Genomic DNA, 1,802 nt, shown 5'->3' with positions numbered 1-1,802 from the left:
CAATTCCGATAAATTCCCTTATAAAATTGGCTTCATTTCCCACATGGATACAGCCGATTTCAATGCTGACAATGTTCGCCCACAAGTGGTCGAAAACTACCAAGGCGGCAGCATTCCACTCGGCGACAGTGGCTATGAATTGAACCCCAACCAGTTCCCGCAACTCCAAAACTACCTAGGCCAAACCCTCATTACAACCGATGGGAACACCCTGCTAGGAGCCGACGATAAGGCTGGCATTGCCGAAATTCTCTCAGCCGTTGAATATCTAATCGCTCACCCAGAAATCGAACACGCCGAGCTTCGTATCGGTTTTGGACCAGATGAAGAAATCGGAACCGGAGCCGATCGCTTTGATGCGGCTGACTTTAATGTTGATTTCGCCTACACCGTTGACGGTGGCCCCCTGGGAGAACTCCAATATGAAACCTTCAATGCGGCCCTAGCCCACATTACCTTCAAAGGACGAAATGTCCATCCTGGAACTGCCAAGGACCAAATGATCAACGCTCTCCAACTGGCCATGGACTTCCATAGCGTTGTACCAGATGCCGAACGCCCTGAGTACACAGAGGGTTACCAAGGCTTTTATCACCTCCAAAAACTATCCGGTACCGAAGAAGAAGCCCATGCCGACTATATCCTACGGGATTTTGAAAGCCAGGGTTTGACCGACCGCAAAGAAACTCTCCAACGTATTGCCGGTCGCATGAACCGGAGCTGGGGTGAAGAACGCGTCTGCGTCGCTATCAAGGACCAGTATTCCAACATGAAAGAAGTCATCGAAAAAGATATGCGACCTGTTCTACTAGCTGAGCAAGTCATGAAATCCTTGGACATTACACCGATTATTGAACCAATCCGCGGTGGCACAGATGGCTCCAAAATATCCTTCATGGGCATCCCAACTCCAAACATCTTCGCAGGTGGTGAAAACATGCACGGTCGCTACGAATTTGTCAGTCTCCAAACCATGGAAAAAGCCTGTGATGTCATTATCGGCATTGCCAGCCAAGAACTCTCACTCCCCCCTAAACCGTAGCTAGTAACAACAACTAATGTGCATAATTCTAACCTATTAGCTGAACTTTGGAATCCTCACAAACCTGTTTTTGAGGATCGTGCTTCTATTGGCAAACCTGTACCAGAAGGATGTATGTACGATACAGCTCGTATCGCCTATCCCAGTAATCCACTTACCGAGATCGACAAGAAGTTTAGTCGTCAGTTAGCCCGTGTTCCTTGTCGGGTAGAACCTGTCTTTGGTGTTATTGAAAACACTATGAAAAGCAATACTTTCCGAGGTATTGGTTTTAACCCAAATGATTCATACAGAATTCAAAAAACTTCCAGAACTCTTGCTATACTAGGGTTTCTAGGTTCTTTTACTCTTTTGTGGAATCCCTAAAAACTGATAATAGACTTCCTGCAAAACAGTGACAGAACTTGAGATTTATCGGAGTCATTACTTGAAAAAGACTGAGTTACAAATATTTCAGTGTGGTTATGCGATCTTTCCTGCTGAGAAATGGGATCCAATACATTAGTTCCGCAGGAAGTCTATTTTTTGAAGATACAAAATCTAACCGGTTTTTAGACGTGCCCTTGTAAGCCTTTTAGGGAGATTTTTGGGAGCAAAAAATCGGTAAAGTTTAGAAAGCTTTGGTAAAGAAATGAAAATAGGGCTGTTTAAACTCCATGTTTTTGTAAGGTTTTGCAATATTTAAGGGCACTTCTAAAAACCAGAAGTATTCCGTCATATAAAAAAGAAGGGACTCTTGCCCTCCAATTTCCAGCAAGAG

General features: G+C 44.6%; 2 protein-coding genes. Both read left to right on the top strand.

Annotated features, from left to right (window positions below):
- Positions 1-1,042: peptidase T (gene pepT, locus N4310_RS08360; protein ID WP_262092814.1), on the top strand; the 1,042-nt coding region annotated here is incomplete at its 5' end.
- 114 nt (positions 1,043-1,156) lie between these two features.
- On the top strand, positions 1,157-1,408 hold the full coding sequence (locus N4310_RS08355; protein ID WP_262092813.1) for a hypothetical protein: 252 nt from the start codon (positions 1,157-1,159) through the stop codon (positions 1,406-1,408).
- Positions 1,409-1,802 lie beyond the last annotated feature (394 nt).

The sequence above is a fragment of the Streptococcus danieliae genome, assembly GCF_025447695.1.
Classification (GTDB): domain Bacteria; phylum Bacillota; class Bacilli; order Lactobacillales; family Streptococcaceae; genus Streptococcus; species Streptococcus danieliae.
This window is presented reverse-complemented; position numbering and strand designations above follow the sequence as displayed.

Coding starts and splice junctions, on each gene's coding strand:
- N4310_RS08355 (WP_262092813.1), top strand. CDS start 1,157: ATGTACGATACAGCTCGTATCGCCTATCCCAGTAATCCACTTACCGAG.